Origin of the sequence: Leptolyngbya sp. CCY15150 (assembly GCF_016888135.1) — a bacterium.
GTDB lineage: Bacteria > Cyanobacteriota > Cyanobacteriia > RECH01 > RECH01 > RECH01.
On the sequence record NZ_JACSWB010000146.1, the window covers coordinates 1 to 22,743 of the forward strand.

At 55.5% G+C, this 22,743-nt stretch carries 20 protein-coding genes; 9 read left to right on the plus strand and 11 right to left on the minus strand.

Going from position 1 to position 22,743, the window contains the following annotated elements:
- Positions 1-801: 801 nt before the first annotated feature.
- Positions 802-1,935: a recombinase RecA gene (gene recA, locus JUJ53_RS05355; protein ID WP_204150957.1), complete on the plus strand. Its 1,134-nt coding sequence runs from the start codon at positions 802-804 to the stop codon at positions 1,933-1,935.
- 144 nt (positions 1,936-2,079) lie between these two features.
- On the opposite strand, the gene rsmH is transcribed toward recA, so the two are convergent.
- Both rsmH and JUJ53_RS05365 read right to left on the minus strand, forming a co-directional pair.
- Positions 2,080-2,973 (minus strand): 16S rRNA (cytosine(1402)-N(4))-methyltransferase RsmH, encoded by an 894-nt coding sequence (gene rsmH / locus JUJ53_RS05360; protein ID WP_239124804.1) that lies wholly within the window; start codon positions 2,971-2,973, stop codon positions 2,080-2,082.
- Positions 2,974-3,239: 266 nt separating this feature from the next.
- Complete coding sequence (locus tag JUJ53_RS05365; RefSeq protein ID WP_204150958.1) at positions 3,240-3,389, minus strand: hypothetical protein; 150 nt, start codon at positions 3,387-3,389, stop codon at positions 3,240-3,242.
- 440 nt (positions 3,390-3,829) lie between these two features.
- On the opposite strand from JUJ53_RS05365, the gene JUJ53_RS05370 reads away from it, so the two are divergent.
- The 3 genes from JUJ53_RS05370 (at position 3,830) to JUJ53_RS25440 (ending at position 7,312) form a co-directional block, all read left to right on the plus strand.
- Positions 3,830-5,014 (plus strand): NAD(P)H-quinone oxidoreductase subunit H, encoded by a 1,185-nt coding sequence (locus tag JUJ53_RS05370; protein ID WP_204150959.1) that lies wholly within the window; start codon positions 3,830-3,832, stop codon positions 5,012-5,014.
- A 129-nt stretch (positions 5,015-5,143) separates the two neighbouring features.
- Complete coding sequence (locus JUJ53_RS05375; protein ID WP_239124805.1) at positions 5,144-6,361, plus strand: class I SAM-dependent methyltransferase; 1,218 nt, start codon at positions 5,144-5,146, stop codon at positions 6,359-6,361.
- A 39-nt stretch (positions 6,362-6,400) separates the two neighbouring features.
- Positions 6,401-7,312, plus strand: a complete 912-nt coding sequence (locus tag JUJ53_RS25440; protein ID WP_204150960.1) for a transglutaminase family protein — start codon at positions 6,401-6,403, stop codon at positions 7,310-7,312.
- A 24-nt stretch (positions 7,313-7,336) separates the two neighbouring features.
- On the opposite strand, the gene JUJ53_RS05385 is transcribed toward JUJ53_RS25440, so the two are convergent.
- The 3 genes from JUJ53_RS05385 to JUJ53_RS05395 form a co-directional block, all read right to left on the minus strand.
- A complete protein-coding gene (locus JUJ53_RS05385) occupies positions 7,337-8,140 on the minus strand; it encodes a PhzF family phenazine biosynthesis protein (RefSeq protein WP_204150961.1) in 804 nt (267 codons plus the stop codon).
- Between the two features lie 184 nt (positions 8,141-8,324).
- A complete protein-coding gene (locus tag JUJ53_RS05390; RefSeq protein WP_204150962.1) occupies positions 8,325-8,825 on the minus strand; it encodes an isoprenylcysteine carboxylmethyltransferase family protein in 501 nt (166 codons plus the stop codon).
- A gap of 91 nt (positions 8,826-8,916) precedes the next feature.
- Positions 8,917-9,864: an aldo/keto reductase gene (locus JUJ53_RS05395; RefSeq protein WP_204150963.1), complete on the minus strand. Its 948-nt coding sequence runs from the start codon at positions 9,862-9,864 to the stop codon at positions 8,917-8,919.
- Positions 9,865-10,173: 309 nt separating this feature from the next.
- Here JUJ53_RS05395 and JUJ53_RS05400 point away from each other — a divergent pair, with 309 nt between their 5' ends.
- The gene (locus tag JUJ53_RS05400; protein WP_204150964.1) at positions 10,174-10,881 is read left to right on the plus strand and encodes a HEAT repeat domain-containing protein; all 708 of its coding nucleotides are present in this window, start codon (positions 10,174-10,176) and stop codon (positions 10,879-10,881) included.
- Here the strand turns inward: JUJ53_RS05400 and JUJ53_RS05405 are convergent.
- The 5 genes from JUJ53_RS05405 to clpS form a co-directional block, all read right to left on the minus strand.
- A complete protein-coding gene (locus JUJ53_RS05405) occupies positions 10,878-11,783 on the minus strand; it encodes an LD-carboxypeptidase (RefSeq protein WP_204150965.1) in 906 nt (301 codons plus the stop codon). The genes JUJ53_RS05400 and JUJ53_RS05405 overlap by 4 nt on opposite strands.
- A gap of 87 nt (positions 11,784-11,870) precedes the next feature.
- Positions 11,871-12,950, minus strand: coding sequence for a glycosyltransferase family 4 protein (locus tag JUJ53_RS05410; RefSeq protein WP_204150966.1), 1,080 nt, complete (start codon positions 12,948-12,950; stop codon positions 11,871-11,873).
- A 204-nt stretch (positions 12,951-13,154) separates the two neighbouring features.
- The gene (locus JUJ53_RS05415; RefSeq protein ID WP_204150967.1) at positions 13,155-15,392 is read right to left on the minus strand and encodes a transglycosylase SLT domain-containing protein; all 2,238 of its coding nucleotides are present in this window, start codon (positions 15,390-15,392) and stop codon (positions 13,155-13,157) included.
- A gap of 99 nt (positions 15,393-15,491) precedes the next feature.
- A complete protein-coding gene (locus tag JUJ53_RS05420; RefSeq protein ID WP_204150968.1) occupies positions 15,492-16,337 on the minus strand; it encodes a CPBP family glutamic-type intramembrane protease in 846 nt (281 codons plus the stop codon).
- A gap of 36 nt (positions 16,338-16,373) precedes the next feature.
- Positions 16,374-16,655: an ATP-dependent Clp protease adapter ClpS gene (gene clpS, locus JUJ53_RS05425; RefSeq protein WP_204150969.1), complete on the minus strand. Its 282-nt coding sequence runs from the start codon at positions 16,653-16,655 to the stop codon at positions 16,374-16,376.
- A gap of 453 nt (positions 16,656-17,108) precedes the next feature.
- On the opposite strand from clpS, the gene JUJ53_RS05430 reads away from it, so the two are divergent.
- The 4 genes from JUJ53_RS05430 (at position 17,109) to JUJ53_RS05445 (ending at position 21,170) form a co-directional block, all read left to right on the plus strand.
- Complete coding sequence (locus JUJ53_RS05430; protein WP_204150970.1) at positions 17,109-18,023, plus strand: alpha/beta fold hydrolase; 915 nt, start codon at positions 17,109-17,111, stop codon at positions 18,021-18,023.
- Between the two features lie 205 nt (positions 18,024-18,228).
- Positions 18,229-18,450: a DUF2949 domain-containing protein gene (locus JUJ53_RS05435; protein ID WP_204150971.1), complete on the plus strand. Its 222-nt coding sequence runs from the start codon at positions 18,229-18,231 to the stop codon at positions 18,448-18,450.
- 583 nt (positions 18,451-19,033) lie between these two features.
- Positions 19,034-20,215, plus strand: coding sequence for a citrate synthase (locus tag JUJ53_RS05440; RefSeq protein WP_204150972.1), 1,182 nt, complete (start codon positions 19,034-19,036; stop codon positions 20,213-20,215).
- Positions 20,216-20,537: 322 nt separating this feature from the next.
- Positions 20,538-21,170 carry a L,D-transpeptidase gene (locus JUJ53_RS05445; RefSeq protein WP_204150973.1) on the plus strand — a complete coding sequence of 211 codons (633 nt, stop codon included), beginning with the start codon at positions 20,538-20,540 and terminating at the stop codon, positions 21,168-21,170.
- 124 nt (positions 21,171-21,294) lie between these two features.
- Here JUJ53_RS05445 and JUJ53_RS05450 read toward each other — a convergent pair whose 3' ends face one another.
- Positions 21,295-22,707, minus strand: coding sequence for an amidohydrolase (locus JUJ53_RS05450; RefSeq protein WP_204150974.1), 1,413 nt, complete (start codon positions 22,705-22,707; stop codon positions 21,295-21,297).
- Positions 22,708-22,743 lie beyond the last annotated feature (36 nt).

The following is a 22,743-nucleotide window of genomic DNA, read 5'->3' on the forward strand; positions in this document are numbered from 1 at the left end:
AATACGGCCTCTGTCAATGCGATGTTGAGTTTGCGTTGTGCCTACCTCAATGGGCAGCTTGCCTGTTGACTATTTTGTCGAAAGTGGGATGCTCCCAGCGGAAGGGTAGCGTCTGATGGATGAAACTCCTGCAGTCCTGATGCCTGGTTGCTTGACAAACCTTGAAGACCCTCACCCCAAACCCCTCTGGGCGGTAGAGGGGCTTTAAACGCACCTGAAACCTTCTTGCTCCTCTTCTCCCCTTGTGGGACGAGGGGCTGGGAGATGAGGGGAACCAATTTGTCAGCCAACCCAGTCCTGATGCTCTCGCAGGCTGGTTTAGCGTCAGCCTCAGCTAAGCAAATCTAAGCTGGTGCTGGGTTTCCCGTGGCTCAGCCCAGGCTTCGCAAAAAGATGTTGCACGTAACTAGGGGTGGCGCTCTAGGGATAAATATAGTACAATTGTATTTAATAATATTCCTTCGCTGACTAGCTTAGGGTTCCGTCGATGGGAGAGTCGTCCTAGATTATGGCGGACACAAGGAAGCCAGCGGCTGGGTAGAGGATGCTCTGGATATTCCGGCATTCATCTCGACCACGTCATCTTTCTAAGCGTCGTTCTCTAAAAAGTTAGTTAAATTTACAGTGTTGTCTGCTCTCGCGAACACCCTACGCTATGGGCTACACCGATCGGCAAATAGTGCTCAGCGATCGCCCTAGGCTTGGTGCTGAGTCTTGGATGGAGGAGAATAGATTGTCTCTCTGCATCAAAAAAATTTTCTAGTATTCTTCTGAAGTAAAGCAACCCGAAACGAGGCGCTCATGGCCAAAACTCCTGACGAAAGCTCCGAAAGACTCAAAGCTTTGAACATTACGCTAACCCAAATCGAGCGCAGCTTTGGTAAGGGCGCGATCATGCGGTTGGGTGATGCTGCCCGGATGAAGGTGGAAACCATTCCCAGTGGAGCGTTAACCCTAGACTTAGCCCTAGGAGGCGGTATTCCCAAGGGGCGGGTCGTTGAGATTTATGGCCCAGAAAGCTCCGGTAAGACGACGGTAGCGCTGCATGTGTTGGCTGAAGTGCAAAAACAGGGCGGCATTGCTGCCTTTGTGGATGCAGAGCACGCCCTGGATCCCATCTATGCCTCAAATTTAGGCGTCGATATTGATAACCTTCTCGTTGCCCAACCCGATACCGGGGAAGCTGGACTAGAAATTGTCGATCAGCTTGTGCGCTCCAATGCGGTTGATCTAGTGGTGGTGGATTCCGTGGCTGCTCTAGTGCCCCGGGCTGAAATTGAAGGGGAAATGGGAGATACCCATGTGGGTCTCCAGGCTCGGTTGATGAGTCAGGCGCTGCGTAAAATTACGGGCAGTATTGGTAAGACGGGCTGCACGGTAATTTTTCTCAACCAGTTGCGCCAAAAAATTGGTATCTCCTACGGTAATCCTGAGGTGACCACAGGGGGGAACGCGCTGAAGTTTTACGCTTCCGTGCGCATGGATATTCGCCGCATCCAAACCTTGAAGAAGGGCACCGAAGAGTATGGCATCCGTGCCAAGGTGAAGATTGCTAAGAATAAAGTGGCTCCGCCTTTCCGAATTGCGGAGTTTGACATTATTTTCGGTCAGGGAATTTCGGCCCTAGGCTGCTTGGTGGATCTAGCGGAGGAGAACAATATCCTGACGCGGCGCGGTGCTTGGTATAGCTACAACGGCGACAATATCAGCCAAGGCCGAGACAATGCGATCAAGTATTTGGAAGACAATCCCGACTTCGCCAAGAGCTTGGATCTGCAACTGCGTCAGCACCTAGAAATTAATCAAGCAGACAAAAAGCCGTCTACGGAGCCGGTTGTTGCCGTAGTGGAAGACTCGGATCAGCCAGAATTGCCCGAGGAAGTTGGGGTGGCGGAAAATGGTAAGGCGGCTAGCCGTTCTTCTAAGAAGAAGTAGTCCCTCGTGAGCTGGGCGACGTGATGGATCCAGTAACTCCCCGTGGGCTTTGACCAATACCGCTCGGGCTGAGCTGGTCGAAGCCCATCCCTGATCCTTCGCCTAGCTCAGGGTGAGCGCAGAGACGGATGATCTCGATCGAACTTACGTGGTCAATTGCTTTTGGGCAAGACGCAGCTTGGCAGACCGCGATCGCACGTTCACGTCCACTTCATCTTCCTGGGGAATGATCGGTTTTTTGGTGAGCACTTTCAGGCTCTCGGTGTTGCGCAGGGTATGTTTCACCAGCCGATCTTCTAGGCTGTGGAAGCTGATGATGCCGATGCGACCGCCGGGTTTGAGCCAGTGGGGAGCGATCGCCAGCAAGGTCTCCAAGGACTCCAGTTCTCGGTTCACCACAATCCGCAGGGCCTGAAAGGTGCGGGTGGCAGGATGGATGCGACCGTAGCGATAGGCTTTGGGGACGGAGTAGGCGATCGCTTCGGCTAGTGCTGTGGTGGTTTCAAAGGGGCGGCGCTCGACAATTCGGCGGGCAATTTGGCGCGATCGCCGTTCTTCTCCATAGAGATAGATGGCATTGGCCAGCGGCTTTTCATCCCATGTGTTGATAACCTCGGCCGCCGTTAGGGACTGCCGTTGATCCATGCGCATATCCAAGGGGGCTTCATGGCGAAAGCTAAAGCCGCGCTCAGGAATATCAAACTGGGCGGAGCTCACCCCAAGGTCGGCAATAATGCCATCAAACTGCAGGGTTCCAGGATCAAACTGAGCAAAGTTGCCATGCCACGTCTGAAAGCGATCGCCATACTCGGCTAATCGTTCCTGGGCAGCCGCGATCGCTTGGGCGTCTTGATCAATGCCGGTCACTCGGGTTTCGGGTACCGCAAGGATGAGTTGACTATGACCACCGCCGCCCACCGTCGCATCTAAATAATGCCCGCCTGCCTGCACGCCGATCCCCTCGATCAGTTCTCGGCTTAACACGGGAATATGCACAAAATCAGGAGTTTCAGCTCCTAGGTCATTCATCGCGTCCATGTTCGTTGGCGTCCCTGCCCTTCAACGTGCTGCGATCGCTACTCTAGCGGAGCAGAGACCATTTGGCTATTTTGTCCCAATAAAAAACCCGGCGAAATCACCGGGTTCTTCTGTGAGATCTGTAGCCCCCAAAGATCTCAAGCTTCATTACGTCTATTATCGTTTCAGAATCGATGAAGTTCTTCGGCCAGATCTCGGAAGTTATCCCTTCCGAAGTGCGTAATTTGTCGTAACAGGCGAATACTTTTCTTGTCTTGTATCGCAAACTACTCCGGTGTATGCTCCGGCTCGGTATTAACGGATACTACAATCTGCCCATCAGGATAGACCAAGCACACCATACCTGGTTGTAGCGTCAGGATGGGCGCAGGCGCTGGCAGATTGGGGGCTGGAGACTGGATGGATCCTTGCAACATGACTCGTTCCCTCATTCAGACATTTAGACTGTACTGCTGCACTATTCTGGCGAGTCGTACATTTTCCGCTATGTCTCCGTGAAGATACGGTAAGTTCTCGATGAAGCTAGAGTCAACATTTCAAAGCTTTCGGCTAATTGCTGTATTCAGAAATTCTTAAGCGATCGCCCCAAAGTCGCCCAGTAAGCCACCCTTCTGCAAATATAATAGAAGCAGCGCAACAAAACTCAAAGCTATACGACCTACGCGGCAAGGCCTCATCGTGAGGGGACGGTGGCGATATAGTCCTGCATGATTGTGCCGGGGTTGATGAGGAAAGCCGCTATCCTAGGGGTTGCGTTCGAGAAGGATATCGGTTGCCCCATAGTCCACAACGGCAAACCGCATAAGGCAAATTGGCAAACTCGTTTGCAGCGTTGTAATCAGGAGATTGCTTGCACATGGCAATGATCGAAACAAAAACCGAACCCATGGTGATCAACATGGGGCCCCACCATCCGTCTATGCACGGGGTGTTGCGCCTCATTGTCACCCTGGACGGTGAAGACGTGGTGGACTGCGAACCCGTGATTGGGTACCTGCACCGAGGCATGGAAAAAATCGCGGAAAACCGCACCAACGTCATGTTTGTGCCCTACGTCAGTCGTTGGGACTACGCGGCGGGGATGTTCAATGAAGCCATTACGGTGAATGCGCCGGAGCGCTTGGCCGATATTGAAGTACCTAAACGAGCCAGCTACATCCGGGTGATCATGCTGGAGCTGAACCGGATTGCTAACCACCTGCTCTGGCTTGGCCCATTTCTAGCCGACGTGGGTGCTCAGACGCCCTTTTTCTATATCTTCCGTGAGCGGGAGATGATCTACGACCTGTGGGAAGCTGCTACCGGAATGCGGTTGATTAACAACAACTATTTCCGTATTGGTGGCGTAGCGGCAGACTTGCCCTACGGCTGGGTTGATAAGTGTGAAGACTTTTGTGACTACTTCCTGCCCAAGGTAGACGAGTACGAACGTTTGATTACCAACAACCCGATTTTCCGTCGCCGGATTGAAGGTATTGGTACGATCACGCGGGATGAAGCGATCGCTTGGGGTCTATCCGGGCCGATGCTGCGCGGATCGGGCGTGAAGTGGGATCTGCGTAAGGTAGATCACTACGAATGCTACGACGATTTTGATTGGGACGTGCAGTGGGAAACCGCTGGAGACTGCTTTGCCCGCTACATCATCCGCGTGCGGGAAATGCGAGAATCCGTGAAGATCATTCGCCAAGCTCTTAAGGGTTTGCCGGGTGGCCCTTATGAAAACCTAGAAGCCAAGCGGATTGCTGAAGGTCCTAAGTCTGAATGGAACGGATTTGACTATCAATTTATTGGTAAGAAAATTCCCCCCACCTTCAAGATTCCTGCCGGGGAACATTACGTTCGCATGGAAAGCGGCAAGGGCGAGCTGGGGATCTATATCATCGGAGAGGACAATGTCTTTCCCTGGCGCTGGAAGATCCGGGCGGCGGACTTCAATAACCTACAAATCTTGCCCCATCTGCTCAAGGGCGTGAAGGTGGCAGATATTATGGCCATCCTGGGCAGCATCGACGTGATCATGGGATCGGTCGATCGCTAGGGATCGCTAGGTTATGGCAAGACACAGTTGTACGACTGTGATCGGATGAGCAGGTCGTCTTGACCTGCTTTTTTGGGCCCTGGCTGTTTCCTGAGATGGCTGTCGTTTTACACCTGCCTGTTCAGCACTATGTCTGCTTCACCCCAACCCTATCTCTCCTCCAATCCCCACTTGGTGCAACTGCTTGCAGACCATATTCTGGCGAGTCCTCAGCAGCGGATCACCTTTGCTGACTATATGGACTGGGTACTCTACCATCCCCAGCATGGCTACTACAGCCGTTATGCCGAAAAAATTGGTGCCCAGGGCGATTTTGTCACCTCTCCCCACATGGGTCGTGATTTTGGCGAACTCTTGGCGGTGCAGGTGGTGCAACTGTGGCACCATCTCGATCGCCCTCAGCCGTTTCACCTTGTAGAAATGGGTGCGGGTCAGGGTTTACTGGCCCATGATGTTTTACGGTATCTGGCCGATCACCATCCAGATTGCTTCCAGGTATTGGAGTATGGAATTGTGGAAAAATCGCCGGCGCTGATTGCCGAACAGCGGCAGCGGCTAGGGGCGATCGCCTCCTCCGGTACCGTGCGCTGGTATACCTGGGATGAGATTCCTCCCCAGTCTCTCGTCGGCTGCTGTTTGTCCAATGAACTGGTCGATGCCTTTCCGGTACATCTGGTGGAAACCCAGCAGCAGCAGCTACGGGAAGTCTACGTGGCCTTGGGTTCATCGACCGATGACCTGCCCCAGTTTGTGGAACAGCTCGGTGACCTATCCAGCGATCGCCTCCGTACCTACTTCGAGACCTTGGGGATCGACATCACCCACCCACCCTATCCTGATGGGTATCGCACCGAGGTGAACCTAGCCGCCCAAGATTGGCTGCATACCGTGGCTCAACGTTTACAGCGCGGCTATTTGCTGACGATTGACTATGGCTACACCGCCCAGCGCTACTATGCTCCCACCCGCAGCGGCGGCACCTTGCAATGCTACTACCACCACGCCCACCATTCCGATCCCTATCGCTATATTGGACAGCAGGATCTCACCGCCCATGTTAACTTTACGGATCTAGAGCGCCATGGTGCAACGGTTGGTCTGGAAACATTGGGATTCACGCAGCAAGGTTTACTATTGATGGCCCTGGGATTGGGCGATCGCCTTGCCCTCCTCTCAAATCCAGCCACCGTGCCTGACGTGCAGACCCTATTTCAGCGTCGCGAGTCCCTCCATGCCTTGATGAATCCTATGGGGCTGGGCAACTTTGGTGTTTTGATCCAAAGTAAGGGATTGACCGATGTTGAGCGCCAAAAGCCCCTGCAAGGGCTGCACCATCCACCGCTCTAGCGCTGCTGTTTGCCCCGAAGCCCTATCTGAGCCATCTCCGTGCGATACAAAATTACCCATCTCACCACCTACACCTACGATCGCCCCGTGCGGCTCGATGCCCATGTGGTTCGACTACGCCCCCGCACGGATGCGGCCCAAAGTCTCACCCAGTTTTCCCTGGAAATCACGCCTCGCCCCATCGGTCTTTCTGACAATAGTGACCTCGATGGACATTCCAGCCTCAAGGCTTGGTTTTCAGATCAGCCTATCCATCGCTTAGAGCTACAGACCCTATCGGTGGTGGAAACCTATCGCGATAATCCCTTCAACTTCATTCTCGAACCCTGGGCAGCATCCTTGCCCATTAACTATCCCAGCCGCTTGTCTAGCCAGCTTCAGCCCTACTGGGTCGGGCATTTCATTCCCACACCCGGCATCCTCGATCCCATGGCAACGGAGCTAGGCCAGTCCATGTGGGAGATGACCCAAGGCAATACCATCAACTTTTTGACCGAGCTGAATCAGCGTATCTATCACCACAGCAGCTATATTCTGCGGGAAACGGGGGATCCCTATCCTCCTAGCGTCACCTGGCAGAAAAAGCTGGGCTCTTGCCGAGATCTGACGGTGCTATTTATGGCGGTTTGTCGGTCGGTGGGGTTGGCGGCGCGGTTTGTCAGTGGCTATCACGAAGGCGATCCCGAGAATCCCGATGCCCATCTGCACGCTTGGGCGGAGGTGTATTTACCGGGAGCGGGCTGGCGGGGCTATGATCCAACCTATGGGCTGGCCGTGGGCGATCGCTACATTGCCTTAGCAGCCGCCCCTTTTCCCCAGGAAGCTGCACCCGTGGCAGGCGCTCTCCAACCTGGTTTTCAGGCTCAGGTAGACATGAGCTATGACCTGACGATCCAGGCTCTAGAGCCGGCTGAGTCGATGCTCTCGCCTGTCCAGCTTCAGTCGCTCTAAACAGCTCACGTAACTTTAGGTGCTCTAAATAGACCACTCGCCGCGCAGGACGGTGACGGCCTGACCTAGCAACTGCACGCGATCACCGCCGTCGTAGTGAACTTTGACGATGCCCCCGCGCGCTGAAGCTTGATAGGCCAAGAGGGTGTCTTTTTGGAGGCGATCGCGCCAGTAGGGGGCTAGGCAGCAGTGGGCCGAACCGGTGACCGGATCTTCATCAATGCCCAACCCTGGCGCAAAGTAGCGAGAGACAATATCAAAGCCGGAGTCGGGATCGGCTTGGCTGGTGACAATCACGTCGGAAATGCTGGCCTGCAGCAGATGGCTGGCGCTTGGGTGGAGCTGACGCACCGCCGCCTCTGAGGCAACCTCCACGAGATAGCCTCCCGAGGTATTTTTCATGACCGTATGGACGGCGGCCCCCAGAGCGTCTTCTAAACCGGCTGGAATACGGATCAGGGGTTTTAATGGATTGGCTGGAAAGTTGAGTTCAATCCAGTTGTCTAGCTTACGGGCGGTCAAGGTGCCGCTTTGGGTGTAAAACTCCGCCGATAAGGATGGATCGAGATATCCCTCCGACCAAAGGACATGGGCACTGGCTAGGGTGGCATGACCACAGAGCGGTACTTCCATGGTGGGCGTGAACCAGCGCAAATGGAAGCCGCTGTCTTGGGGGATCAGAAACGCTGTTTCTGAGAGGTTCATTTCCTTGGCAATCCCCTGCATCCACTGATCGTCTTGAGGTGCAGACAAAATGCAGACTGCCGCTGGATTGCCTTGAAAAGGGGTATCGGTAAATGCATCAACCTGAATTACAGACTGTCCCATAGGGTTATACCTGAAGCATGAGTATGAAATGAGGCGTCATCTTATCGTCATCCTAGTTTGGATTTCTGAGTTTGAGATGCAGGGTGGTTTGACCGTGGGGATAAGGTGACGTTCCTTCTATCATCTGTGATTCAGCCTGAATCTAGATCTGCCTAAAAGACTAGTACCAAAAGACGAGTTGAGGTTAGTAGATCCAAGGCAGCAGTTTTTTAACCCGCTGTTGATAGGCCGGGTAGTCAGGATATTTGTCAGTCAACCAGGCTTCTTCCTTGCGAGCCTTGAGGTCAAAAAAGAAGAAGAGCACGAGGGTGGCCGCTAGATGGGACAAGCTACCCTGCCACAGGGTAAAGGCGATCGCCAGCAGCACAATGCCGCTATACAAGCAATGGCGCACGATGCCATACATGCCGGTTTGAATCAGTTGACCATCCTCGCGGGGATAGGGCAGGGGGGTGAGGCTTTGCCCCAAGTCCACGAGCCCTTTTCCCAAGAGTACCAAGGCGAACAGAGCAAGCCCGAGGGCGATCGCTTTGAGGCCAACACTTAGGGCGGGGGGAAGGGTTGGCCCATAGACAGGCACGAGAACAAAGCCCACCATCAGCAGCCCCTGCATCAGCACCCAATATTCACCCCGCCTTCCTCGCCAGCTCTCTGCTGTGAAGCCCCAGTCTGTGAAGAATTTCATGAATGGCCTCCTGGGGCGATCGCCCCTCTGTGAATCAAGTGAGATCGATCGATCGTTGGAAACAGGGTGAGAGAGCTGTAGATCCTGGGGATCATGCCCAATCCTGAGTCACTTCGGCTAGACGTTGGCGATCGCTTTCGTTGAGCTGCCAACCCAGGGCTCCGGCATTTTGCTGGGCCTGCTGAGCATTTTTGGCTCCGGGAATCGGCACCACATTCCCCTGGGCGACGAGCCAATTGAGGGCGACTTGGGCCGGGGTGCGATCGTTGCTTTGGGCAATGTCTCTCAACGCAGCCACGACCGGATCGAGTTTGGCTAAACCCTTGGGGCTAAAGCGCGGATCGATGCGACGTGCGCCTAGGGGTTTGGTGTCGGTATCCGTGGCGTACTTGCCGGTGAGCAGCCCCTGGGCTAGGGGACTGTAGGCCAGGATAGTGATCCCGAGATCCCGAGCTGTGGACATGACGCCATTCTGCTCAATTTGTCGAGCCAGGAGGGAATACTGCACCTGGTTCACAGCTAGGGGCACGTCCCGTTTGGCCAATAGTTCCTGGGCCTGCTTCAGTTGCTCGGCAGAATAGTTGCTCACGCCTACGGCCTTAACGCGTCCCTGCTGCACCTCATCCGCTAGGGCATCCATGAGCGTGGGTTGTCCCATGAAAAAGTCGAAGGGCCAGTGAACTTGATAGAGATCCACCGTGGGCAACTGCAAACGCTTGAGGCTGGCGGTGAGGGCATCGGCGACAAAGCCTGCATTGAAGCGCCAGGGCAGGGGAAAGTATTTGGTGGCAATATAAACTGGCTGGTCGATCTCTTGGAGAAATTGCCCCAGTAGCCGTTCCGATTCACCAAAGCCATAGATTTCAGCGGTGTCAAAAAAATTGATGCCCGCCTGCACGGCCGCCTTGAAGGCGTCTCGTAGCTGACCGTCGTCGTAGTCGTTGCCGTAGGACCAAAAAAAGCGATCGCCCCAGGCCCAGGTACCAATGCCTAGAGCCGGCACGGTGATCGGGGTGGAACCAAGTGTTAGGGTCTGCATGATGCTCCTTGCTTCATATATCTACATCTTAGAGCCCTACTCACCCTAGGGAAGATGGGAGTTCAACGGCGATCATCAACCTCTGCGTTCATCCTGAGCTGGTCGAAGGATGGGAGATGGGCTCAGCCAGGCCCAGATCGAACGGTATTTGGTCAGATGGCAGGAGTTTCTGGAGTCCTACCGTTATCGAACGCACGTTAAAGGGAATGCCCTGATACCCAAGGGCGATCGCTCTCGGCGAGGACAAGAAAAAATGGTTACAATGATCACCATAACTATGTGTAGATTTGTAACAATTGGTGGATATTTATGAGTCAGCTTAGCCTAGAGCAAATTTCTGAGCATTTAGATAGTGATAATGCCCGCGATCGCATGGTGGCCTTGGCCAACTTGCGGACGGTGGATGCGGAGTTGGCGGTACCTTTGATCAAAAAAGTATTAGCCGATCAAAATTTACAAATTCGTTCCATGGCCGTGTTTGCTTTGGGCATTAAGCAAACCGATGAATGTTTCCCCATTTTGGTGCGAATGTTGGAAACTGATCCCGACTACAGCATTCGGGCAGCGGCGGCGGGGGCCCTGGGCTATCTGGAAGATCCCCGAGCGTTTGAACCGCTGATGCGCACCTTTTATGAAGACACTGATTGGCTAGTGCGGTTTAGTACGGCGGTGTCCTTAGGGAATCTCAAGGATCCTCGGGCCCATGACGTTTTGATGCAGGCGCTGTCGAGCCACGAAATTGTCTTACAACAGGCGGCGATCGCTGCCCTGGGTGAGATTCGCGATCTGAGCGCGGTGGATCGGCTGCTGGACTTTGTGCAGTCGGAAGACTGGCTGGTGCGTCAACGGTTGGCGGAAGCGCTGGGGAATCTGCCGACGCCCAAGAGTGTCTCGGCGTTGCAATATCTGGAGCGAGATACCCATACCAATGTGGCCACGGCGGCCATGATTGCCCTGCGGCGCTGGCGAGACAGTGGTGAATTGGATCAACTGATCACGACATCTGCCGACGATTAGCTTCGGTCGCTAAGCATGTCTAACCGGCCGCGATCGCCATCCAGATGACAGGGGAGCCCCACGGGCAGGGCCGCATTCTCGCCATCGTGGCCAAAGGGCAGGTCGGAAACGATGGGAATGCCTAGGTCACCGAGGCGATCGCGTAGCACTTCAGCAACGGTGAAGCTAGGGATGGCTGGCGGGGGATCACATTGGCTGAAGCGACCTAGGGCAATGCCCTTGACCTGGGATAGCAAACCCATCATCCGCCACTGGGTCAACATGCGATCGATGCGGTAGGGCGCTTCTGATACGTCCTCCAGCGCTAGGATGACGCCGGATAGATCGAGTTGCACGGCGGTTCCCAGCAGGTGGGTGGCCACGGTGAGGTTGGCGGGCAGCAATAATCCCTGAGCCGTTCCACCGCCCCAGCCTTGTCCGTGAATAGGCCGTAGGCTACCTCCCCGTACCCAGTCGAAGAGGCGATCGACTGACCAAGCCGGCTCCGATCCTAGGGTGGTCAACAATGGCCCATGGACGCCAGAAATCTGCTGCTGGGCCAGGCTCCAGAGCAGGGCGGTGATGTCGGAAAAGCCAATCAACCATTTGGGCGTTAGCTGGCTGGGCCATTGCCAGGCCTCCAACAGCCGCGCTCCCCCATAGCCACCCCGCGCACAGAGAATCCCTCGGCAGTCTGGATCATCGAGGGCCTGCCATAGCTGTTGTCGCCGTTGGGCATCGGTGCCGGCCAGGTAGCCCCAGCGAGCATCGTAGCCTGGTACCGGCTCCACGCGATAGCCTTGGGATCGCCAGAGGTCAAGTCCGGCATGGAAGGCAGCGGTTTCTCGTAGGGCTCCGCTGGGAGATACGACACAGAGCTTATCGCCTGGTTGCAGCGGCGGTGGCGGGGTGCAGGGTTTCATCTGGATTCGACTCGATGCTTTAACGCTGGATGATGGTAACGGTGGATGATAGTGGCGCTGGCAGAGGATGGTGACGATCCGCCGTCGTTATCCTTCAAGAATAGTTTGCAGCCAGTCTTCCACCCGTGCGCCTAGGGCCGCGAGGGAATAATGCTCTTCAGCAGCCTGACGGCAGCGGTGGCGATCCAACTCCGGCAGACGGGCGATCGCTTCCACTAAAGCCTCTACGGAATCTGGTTCCACTACCCATCCCGTTTGCCCATGGCTAACAATTTCTGCTGGGCCACCCCGCCGATAGGCAATCACCGGCACGCCACAGGCCAGCGCTTCGATCACCACATTGCCAAAGGCTTCCACCCAGCGCGGCGTCACCAATAGACCTCGACATTGCCCCAGTTGGGCCTGTAACTCGGCTGTAGATAAAAATCCCTGGTAACTAACATCAGCATTGGGATAGGTGCGACAGACCTGCTGCCAATAGTCAGGATCGGGCATGGCTCCCCAGACCTTCAGGGAGAGATGGCTCTGATCCGCAGCAGCGATCGCATCTTCAATACCCTTCTCGGGAGCAATGCGTCCGACCCAGCCTAGGTAAGTGTCCGGTTCTGCCACAAAGCGATAGTGGGATAAATCGAGGCCATTGCCCAAACAGCGGCAGCGATCGCCAAAGCTAAAGGTTTCTGCCTGGGCCAAGCTATGGACGGCAACGGTGTGGGGATAGTGGGCCACGACCTGGGCGATCGCGTCATCCATGGCGTCGGTGAGGGAGGCCATGCTCACCAAGTGGGCAATGGGGCGATCAAACCAGGGGGTGAGGTAAAAGGGCAGCCAATCGTAGGCAAAATTCACCAGCACATCATACTGAGGTGCCAAGAGCTTGGCTTGCTGCCACATGGCACCGAGCACGGACTTGGCGGGTAGGGTAATGGCTGCATCCCGTTCCTGGTTTTGGGCCAGGGGCTGCAGCTTGCCCGCAACCGGTATGACCTCGAAGTCTCCCAGGCTAGAGCCCGTGGGAGCCAGGATGGTGATCTGATGGCCGCGCTGGGTGAGGGCCTGGGCGATATTCTGTAGGGTGAGTTCGACGCCACCGCCCAGCCCGGAGCCCAGTGGCCCAACCGGCGTGGAGACCAATAAAAGATGAAGCGATCGGCAAGGATTTACCATTCAACGGTATGCATCTGTAATCTAGATCGTGACCTATGGCTTTAGGAGGCGGACTCTATGAATGGAGCTGACCGGATTTCGACGACGCTCAACCCTCGTCTCATCAGGGTTGAGCATTGAGCGAGATCGAACGACATCTTGCACCATTCATGACGTTCTCCTACGCACCTTTGGGCTGCACGTTAGGTTGGTTGGGGCTGTGGACTAAGGATCGAGCATGGCGGCTTGTTCGTCGGAATAGCTCGCTAAGCGACGCGCCAAGTCAGGATTATAAACCCGCAGGTAGTTCCAATAGTTGCCAAAAACAGATTCGACATAGCCCTTGGTTTCTGGGAAGGGAATTTGCTCCACAAACAGATCGGGGTCACTGAAGCCAAAGCGATCGAGCCAGTCGGCCACGCTGCCCGGCCCGGCGTTGTAGCTGGCGATCGCTAATAGAGAATTGTTGCCATATTCTCGATGGGTATAGTCCAAATACCAGGTGCCCAATTTGATATTGTCATTGGGGTCGGTCATGGTGAACTCGCCGATGTCGTCGGACTGGGTGGCGATCCAATCGGCTGTTTCCGGCAGCACCTGCATCAGACCCAGGGCCCCAGCGACTGATTCAATCTTGGATTCAAAGCGGGATTCTTGGCGAATCAGCGAGACTACAAGGAGAGGATTCAACTGGCGATCGCTCGACCATTCCTGAATCAGATCATCGTATAGAAACGGATAGCGGGCTTGCCAATAGGCAGACTGTTGGCGCAGGGCTCGGTATTGCTGCTGCTCTTCTGGATCCTCGCGCCAGGCCAAGCTTTCCACCATGAAGATGCCTTCTAGGTTGTCGCCCACCCCCAAGCGCATGACGCCATCGGTAAACTGTTGGGCCACCGTCGGCTCCATGCGATCGCGATATTCCACTTGCCAGCGAGCCCAGGCGTCCTCATCCTGCCCCAGCCAGTAGAGTTCCTGCAAGACCTCGGAGCCATCCAGGGGCGTTTGGTGGCGGGGCGGAATTTGAATGGGCACCATTTTCTGCCGGGTGCTGGTGAAGTCGCCCACATCCCACCCGAGGGCGATCGCGGCCCGCCAGGCATAGTAGGAGTCGGGATAGTTTCTGAGAATGGTCTCGTAGGCGGCTTGGGCCGCTTGGCTATTGCCAGATTCTTGACTGAGGCGGCCGATCCAGAAGGCTGATTCGGCGGCATACTCACTGTTGGGGTTTTCCTCCAGCAGTTGTTTAGCCCAGGCCTGGGCTGTCTCGCGATCATTTGCCTGGAGGGTTCGCTGCACCTGTTGCCAACGCAGGGTGGCCGCTGCTTCTGATGAGCTGTGCTGGGTGAGCACCGATTGGCGGGCCTGCTGGGCAGACTCGGCGCTTTGCAGCTCGTCGAGGCGATTGGCGCGCTCTACAAGGGCATCAGCGGCGCGATCAGGGAAGGTTTCCCGCACGATATCCAGATAGGCGATCGCTTGTCGGGGTGATGATGTCAGCGATGCTAGGTGAATCAAGCCTTGGGCTGTATCGGGTTCATCGGGGAAGGTGTCATACAGTCGCTGATAGGCCTGAATGGCATCCTGGGTGCGATCGCCCAACTGCGCGCCCCGTCCCGCTCGATAAAGGTTGCGAGGGGTGGCGGTGGCGCGGGCATAGGCAAGGCCAGCCTGACCATAAATTTGTTTTTCCCAATAGCCAAAGCCGATGGCTTCCCAGTCTTCTGGCGTCAACGCTGTACCATGGTCTTCAACTAACTCATTGAGCACCGCGCCGCTGTTGAGCAGGTGCAGGCCGTAGCGGGCCAAAATCATCAGCAGATCCACCTGACCAGGATTGCTGGTGAGCCGAGCTTGGGCAATATCGAGGGTGCGGGGATGGGAGGGAAAGTCGGCGATCGCCCGATCCCAATATTGGGTATCGCTGCTGGTGGTGCCGATGGCATAGAGCGCTTCTACGGAGACCGGATCGTCGGGATAATCATTGGCCAACTGCTGCCAGGTTTCCAACGCTTCGGCTCGCTGATCTAACGCTTCGTGGGCTAGGGCCCTTTGGTACAGCACATAGGGCGCAAAGGGCGTATACTCTGCCTCCAGGCCTTGGAGCCACCGGAGGGCCTCTTGGGGTTGCCGTTGGTTGAGCAGGTCGGTGGCCAGGAGATAGCGGGCTCGGCTTCGTTCTAGGGAAGCTTCGGGTTGGTTGGCGATCGCTTCTAGATCAGCCTGGCGGGCCTCGGTGGGTAGGGATACCAGAGCCAGCACCGCCGACTCGCGGTTGGCATCAAGGTTTTGGTCGGCAAACAGATCGTCTGAGATCTCGTTAGATTGGCCGACGATGGGCAGCCGGTTGAGCAGCCCTGGATAGCGAAATGCGGTAATTGCGCCGCCCAACGCTAGGATGATCGCTCCTGCTCCAAGGGCTAGGGCGATTTTACCTGGTGTTTCTTGGAGTGGCTTCACCATGAATTGACGTTATATAGGTCGCTGAGCAATACATCAATATCTCGATGACCAGACCAAGCTGCTGCCTGGCTCATCTGCCCCCAGATTCTAGCACTCCCATCAATGACGCGATCGCCATCCCATGACAGCGGCGATCAGACCCAAACAGCCAATCCCCATCAGCCCCGCCAAGGGGTTTTGATCAATACCCGTGACCCACTCGGGAACGCGATCGCCATAGTCAATCCATTCGCCCACATGCAGCACATAGGATCCCCACACCAATCCCGCATGGAGACCAATGGGCAGCCCCAACTGGCCGCGTCGGGTGAGCCCTCGCCAAGTAGCGGTGGATCGCTTGGCCCACACGAGCGTCAACCCCAGCAGCACCAAGCCGGGGAAGCCGGGGAGGGTGCGCAGGATCTCGGTAGGCGGCTTCAGGTAATGCAATATGGCGAAGATCAGGCTACTGCTCCACAGGGCGACGGCGGGGCGATAGTCTCGCTCTAGCTCATCCAATAGCCAGCCTCGAAACACCAGTTCTTCCCCCACGCCGACCCCCACACCGACCAGCAACCCCTCTAGGGCGATGGGCAGCAACGACCAAGAGGGCGATCGCCACGTCACCCAGCCCAGCAGGCTTGCTAGACCATAGAGTGCCATCAGACTTAGCAGACCCACCAGCAAGCCCGCCAGCAACTGCAGGCGATTGCTGACCGAACCACTCAAACCATAGTGCTGCAAGGGGCGTGGATAGCCATGCACCGACCAACCCCAGAGACGTACCAGGGTCACAAACTCAACGCCTAAAATCACCATCACCACAATGGTGCGGGTGTTGGCATCGGGAATCACCCAATACCCTAAGGCGGCAAAGGGCAGCCAAGCGATCGCCAGCCAGATCAAAAATGTGATCAGGCGACGGGGGGCAGACTGATGGCGCGTGAGCGTAGGGGTACCCTTCAACAGAACCCTATCCTCAAAAAACAGCAGGTATTCAAGCTATTCGTCGGGTTCCATGGTGCTGATCAATCCATGATTTTTCAGCGTTTCACAATAAAACTCTGCATGTTCTTGGGCACAGGTAATCACCAAGGCCAAGCCGTTGGTATGGGCCTCCATCATGATATCGACCGCTTGCGGCTGGGTTAAACTGGCCACGGTCTGCATGAGGGTCTGCACGACATACTCCATGGAGTTGTAATCATCATTGTGGAGAAGAACCCGGTAGCGGGGCGCAGGCTTCCGTACCGTTGAACTCCGTTCAAGGGTTTCGACTGACACAGAGCTAAACCTCTCGTTCTACTTCCAAGTGGGACAATCGGACGCCGTTGATCATCCTTCTACCGTTTGGCAAATGAGCAGGATGATTCGACCTGGCATCAGAATGGATGTCAATGCAAGGGCCCGAGCATCGATCCAGTGCGTGAGGATTGGTCTGCGATCGCGCCACGGGTTGTAGTTGCATTGCTTAATATTTCTAACATCATTTATACCATTCCTGCTTCGGATTCTGCTGGGGGTGGGCGGAAGTGCAATGACACCCTGCCGCACCATCGACGGCACCCAATCACCGAGGTGATCGGGGTCTAATCGTTCGGTCATGGGCGACGACGAGATCTGCATGTCTTGGTTGAGTTCTCCAAGTCTCCCGCAGCGATCGCCTCTCCTTGAGGCAAGATGCTTGCTTCATAATTTGTAATACTAGAACTAGATCCATCGCCTTTTGCCGCACCCATGACTACTTTTCCTCCCGCCTCTGCTCCACCCACGATTCAAACTTGGACATGGCGCACCTATCCCATTACCTATGCTCAAGAAGGGAGCCAGGGGCCTGCCATTGTTCTGGTTCACGGCTTTGGAGCATCCTGGGGGCACTGGCGCAAACTCATGCCCCTGTTGGCAGAGCACTACCAGGTCTATGCCTTGGATCTCCTAGGATTTGGAGCCTCTGCTAAGCCTACGCCTGGGGCAGCGATCGCCTACACCTTTGAGACCTGGGGAGCCCTAGTGGGCGACTTTTGCCGGGAGGTGGTGCAGGCTCCGGTGACGGTGGTAGGCAATTCCATTGGCTGTGTGGTGGCTATGCAAACGGCGGTCGATTATCCCGACTGGGTGCAGGGCGTGGCGTTGATCAACTGTTCTCTGCGGCTCTTGCACGATCGCTATCGCAGCACGCTGCCTTGGTTCCGGCGCACGGGGGCGGGCATGATGCAGAGCATGTTGGGTGTCCAATGGCTAGGACGGCAGTTTTTCCAAGCGATCGCCAAGCCCAAGACGGTTCGCCGGATTTTGCTGCAGGCCTATGCCCAACCGGCAGCCGTCACCGATGACCTGGTGACCATGCTGATGACCCCAGCGGCCGATGTGGGAGCTGCGGATGTGTTTCTGGCGTTCACCCGCTATTCCCAGGGGCCGTTGCCGGAGGATCTCTTAGCGATCTTGCCCTGTCCAGCCCTGATCCTCTGGGGCGTTGAAGATCCCTGGGAGCCGATTGATCTAGGACGGCGGCTGGCTGAGTTTGACTGTGTGGATGCCTTCATTCCCCTAGAGCGGGCAGGGCACTGCCCCCAGGATGAAGTGCCGGAGGTGATTGCTCCCTTGCTGCAGGATTGGATGAACCAGAAAGGGGCGATCGCTCCCTCTCTGTAACAACGTCTTGATGCTTGGCCTGCCCATGCCTGCAGTAATGTTCTGAAGGGTGACAAATTATAGGGATTTATGACAGGTATGAGAGCTGCTAAAGCCCTCAAAGTGGCTCGGCAAGGGGCGTCTAACTCTTTTTAAAAAATGTGTTTCGGATGATCTTTGGGAAACTGGCGCGTATACTGGCACGCATACCGCGTCTACAAGGCCCATGTCAAGTCTCCAAATGCGCCTAATTGAGTTCCTACAGCAAGAGCTCCGCATTCCTCACAACTCCATCGCCACCGCTCTCCGCCATCCGGAAGGGCAAACGCCGCATTTGCTGCCCATGGTGCTTTGGCAATATGGGTTGGTGACCTTGGAGCAGCTCGACCGCATTTTTAATTGGTTAGAAACGGCTCCGGGGCGTGACGATTGCCCTAGCTGTTCTTGATCGTTTAGGGAGTGATCCAATCCAGAGCAAGGGTGGATTCAACCCGATCGAGGGAAGTGCGATAATAATCAAGATTGAGTCACTGCTGACAGAATCACACCGTAGACTTATGTCAGTGTAGGTGGAAGTTTTTCCGCGATCGCCAGATGTCTGGGCAAAGGAGTTTGCGTCTGATATGGGGGCTGCTAGGTATGGGAAACGGCTGAACCATAGAAGCTAAACCATGGAAACAGTTGCGTAACCCGTTGCATCCAGATCACCGAGGTACAGGTCTAGGGACATGAACACCGCTGGCGGCATGGGGTAACCTGTTGACCTAAGCGGTGTGGATGACCTAGCAAGAACAGACCGGCTGTTGAGAATCCCCGCCCCTTGCGTTCGGGGACGCGATCAACTGCGCAAGTCAGCCGTAGGACAAACGGTCAAGATGCCTGTGGACGTACCCTTTCTGGGAATGGCAACATTCCAGGAGGACGGATGAAGCAGGAAACTCTCAGGAGCGATCTTGAGAATCCAGCACCGTACCCCTGAGGGGCGCTGTCTGGACGATGTCACATTGTTTACTTTGGCGAGTAATAAAGTCATGACGGTTTGCGAATACAAGCCAGGTTTAGAAGGAATTCCTGCGAAGCAGTCCAGCATTAGCTTTGTGGATGGGCACCAGGGCATCTTAGAGTACCGTGGCATTCAGATTGAAGAGTTGGCCAAGCATGGTAGTTTTTTGGAAACGGCCTACCTGCTCATCTGGGGAACCCTACCCAGCCAAGAAGAACTGACGGATTTTGAACGGGAAATTCGCTACCATCGTCGCCTCAAGTACCGTATCCGCGACATGATGAAGTGCTTTCCCGAAAGCGGCCATCCCATGGATGCGCTGCAGGCCTGTGCGGCGGCTTTAGGACTGTTCTATTCCCGCCGCGCCCTTGACGACCCTGCCTATATCCGCGCGGCAGTGGTGCGCCTGCTGGCGAAATTGCCCACCATGGTGGCAGCGTTCCAGCTCATGCGTAAGGGAAATGACCCGGTGCAGCCTCGGGATGATCTGGACTATGCTGCCAACTTTCTCTACATGCTCAATGAACGAGAGCCGGATCCTCTAGCAGCCCGTGTGTTTGATGTTTGTCTAACGCTCCATGCGGAGCACACGATCAATGCATCCACCTTCTCTGCCATGGTGACGGCTTCTACCCTCACCGACCCCTATGCGGTGGTGGCATCGGCAGTGGGCACCCTGGCTGGCCCTCTCCATGGTGGAGCTAATGAGGAGGTGATCACCATGCTGGAGGAAATTGGCTCGGTGGATAATGTGGTGCCCTATCTCGATGGCTGCATTGCCCAGAAAACGAAGATCATGGGCTTTGGTCACCGGGTGTATAAGGTGAAGGATCCAAGGGCCACCATTTTGCAGAGCTTGGCGGAGCAGTTGTTTGAAAAGTTTGGAGCCGATGAATACTACGATGTAGCGCTTGAACTGGAGCGGGTGGTATCCGATCGCCTCGGGCATAAGGGAATTTACCCAAATGTAGACTTCTACTCTGGGCTGGTCTACCGAAAGCTAGGCATTCCTACGGATCTTTTCACGCCTATTTTTGCGATCGCCCGTGTGGCTGGCTGGTTAGCGCACTGGAAAGAGCAACTCAGTGAAAACCGCATCTTCCGCCCCACTCAGATCTATACCGGCACCCATGGTGAACCGTATATTCCCATAGGTGAACGGCAAAATGCCGACGATCAAGACCAGTTAACAGGGTTGATCACTGAGTAAGTGCAGGCGTAATTTTTGCAAATGATGGGTGAGACCCCTCTTGTAACATTTGCAGCGATCGCTATCATTGAATGCAGTGACGATTTTCAGGAACTCCAGCTCCCGGTCCAGTAGGCTCGGGGGTTTTTATTTGGGGATGTTTTGGGCGTCTGTACGGATTACCAAAGGTTTCAGCCGGCACTGTGGCTTGAAGGACGTAGCGATCGCCCCTGAAGTTCCTTATGAATTATTCCTACTATTTCCTGTCAGCCAGTAGGATTGAGATACTAGGACAGGATAATTGTCTTGAATAGATGACCATGTGCTGCATGAGATCTGAGTCATGATCAGTAACCGAACCATCGTGATGCTGCTGTGCTTTGCTGGAGCCGGATTTTTGATGGCATCCCAGGGGCAAAATGAAGCTCGATCTAGCCCGGTTGTGACTGATGACGCCACGGTCGCCGCCTCCCCTTCTCTGATTGAGGCCGGTCAAGACGCTTGGCGCTCCATGGTGCAGCCTCCCCTCGCTGCTCCAGCTCAGGTGAGTCCATCAGACGAAATGGTCGCTATGGCGGCTCGTCACCTGCCGAAGTTTTTGGTGGTGAGCCTCAGCGATCGCCAGGTGCGCTTGCAAATGGGGGATGAGGTGCTAGCCACCTACCCGGTGGCCATTGGCAAAGATGGCTGGGAGACGCCCTCCGGTGAGTTTTACGTGACCCACATGATGGAAAATCCTGCATGGCGGCATCCGGTTACCAGAGAGTTGATTGATCCAGGCCCAGACAGCCCCATTGGCACCCGCTGGATCGAATTTTGGCGCGAGGACAAAAATGCCTTTGGATTCCATGGCACCAATGAAGCTGACTTGATTGGTGAAGCCGTCTCCCACGGTTGCTTGCGGATGCACAATGAGGACGTGGAAGCTCTTTATGCCAGCGTATATCCAGGAATGCCGGTGATGGTGGTGCCCTGATCGGCCTCAGTCGTGCTCAGCGATCGCTTAGGCATGAAATATGCCATGGAATATGTCTCAACGTGAGTTGTCGCAGGGTGTTCCATGCCCACCCTGCGACTGCTGAGCAGTCCGTGTCGGTCGTTTACAGATCCATCACAGCTCGGTAGCGAATTTCAAACTCGCTGGCCAGGCTTGAGGTACGGTTCGTCGTCCATTCACTGTGGTCGAACAGGTCTTGCCGTAGAGTTTTGACGTTGACCTGGGTGGGTTGCCCATCCGCCACCACCTGCCGTCCATTTACCCAGACGCTATCCACGGCTTGGGTGGGTCGCCCTAAAATCAATAGCCCTGCCGGGTCGGTGCGGGGCAGTAGGGACAGGCTGGTGAGGTCATAGAGCACGAAGTCGGCTTGCTTGCCCACCTCTAGGGAGCCGATCTGGTTCTGCAGGGCTAGACCGGTTGCGCCGCCGAGGGAGGCCATGGCGATCGCTTCCCTGGGGGTGATCCAATGTCGATAGTCTAAATCGGTAGGGTTGTGCAGGATGGTGCCGATTTTGATGGCTTCGAGGAGATCTTGAGAGTCATTGCTGGCAGAGCCATCGCAGCCGAAGGTGACATTGATGCCGGCTTGGCGATACTTCAACACTGGGGCAATACCACTGCCCAAACGTAGGTTGCTGAGAGGGTTATGAACGACGGTGGATCGAGTGGTGGCAAGATACGGAATGTCCTCATCCTCAAGCCATACACAGTGGGCCAGGGAGGTGCGATCGCCCAAGAAACCCAGATCGTGCAGATGCTTGACGGCGCTGCAGCCATATTTTTCATGGGCCAGCATGTTTTGGGCGCGGGTTTCTAGCAGGTGGGTGTGGCGACAAAGCTGGTAGCGATCGCTGAGGTCTACGCATCCTTCAAACAGCGTATCGGAGCATAGCTGTGGCCCGGTGGGGGCAGTCATGATGTGGATCCCTTCCTCGGGGCGATGGTAGTCTCGCACCAGTTCTTCCATCAATTGCAGCAGCTCAGGTGTGCCGTGGTAGTGCGGTGCAAGGTCTACCGACGTGCCGCCTGTGGGCAAGCTCGCTCCTAGGGCCTCATCTTGGATCAGAGGGCCGACGAAGGCGCGAATGCCGGCCTCTCGATAGCCTTGAATGGCAGCCTTAACGGATTCTTTCTCCAGCCCTGGAATAATCACCAAGTGATCGACCACGGTGGTGCCGCCGGAGAGCAGGGTTTCGACGGCGGTGCCGAGGGCGCTCAGGTAGATTTGGTGTGGCTTGAGGGGCGTAAATTCATAGAGTTCCGCGATCCACAGTTCTAGGGGGTAGGGCGGGATAATACCCCGCTGCCACATTTCCGAGGAATGGGTGTGGGCGTTGACGAAGCCAGGCAACAACAGCTTGTGTCGGCCATCAATAAGCGTGCCCATGGGCGCAAGGTTGGGAGCGATCGCCACGATAGAAGATGCGCCCTCGTCAGATACGGCGATCTGAACATCAACCGTTTGATAACCTGGGCCATCAAGGATGAGAACATTCTGAATCGTAAAGTTCACAGGCTTCTAGATGCGGGTATATGGATACAAGATACA